This window comes from Psychrobacter sp. TB20-MNA-CIBAN-0197 (assembly GCF_040309765.1).
GTDB classification, from domain to species: Bacteria; Pseudomonadota; Gammaproteobacteria; order Pseudomonadales; family Moraxellaceae; genus Psychrobacter; species Psychrobacter submarinus.
In genome coordinates this window covers 1-487 of record NZ_JBEOPC010000097.1, presented here as the reverse complement: position 1 = coordinate 487, position 487 = coordinate 1, and the positions used below count along the sequence as shown (strand labels likewise).

Below are 487 nucleotides of genomic sequence, written 5' to 3'. Positions count from 1 at the left end.
GGTTTAAAGATGCAAAAATAGCGCCGTGGCTACGCGCCAGTGTGCCACTTATTTTTTATAATGATGAATTAGTTCAAGTGGTTGGTTGTTTTATAAGCGCTAAGCATGTTGATGAAAAAGGTATTTTTTGGGAGTGTAAATAAATGAGTAAACAGCCGCATGTTGGCTTATCGTTAGTAAAAAAAGCGCCAATGGGTATGCTAATAACAGCGCTTATTGCTGTTATCGCTAATGTTTTACTTGAGTTAAATATAGTTACGTTAGGTTATGCAGTCGCTGGTGGGATTGCATCTGCAGTACTTTTATTAGCTTATTGGTTAGGTAAAGGTGGATTGTTTTTTATTTTAGGCGTGAGTCTGCCACTGCTTTTAGTATTATTTACACCGCTTGCGACTATTACTGCATTACTTAATTTAATTAGCGGGTTCTTTTTTGGTTTTTGTGCTGCGTTGTTTATTTATAAATTGGTATGTGCAAAGCCTAGCGG

2 protein-coding genes are annotated in these 487 nt (G+C 37.0%); both read left to right on the top strand.

Features of this window, described 5'->3' with window-relative positions; all coding sequences use genetic code 11:
* Positions 1-143 (top strand): tRNA lysidine(34) synthetase TilS (tilS, locus tag AAEY83_RS12825; RefSeq protein WP_351059274.1); only part of this gene is annotated, 143 nt, incomplete at its 5' end.
* A partial coding sequence (locus AAEY83_RS12820) for a hypothetical protein (protein WP_351059271.1) occupies positions 144-487 on the top strand: 344 nt, incomplete at its 3' end.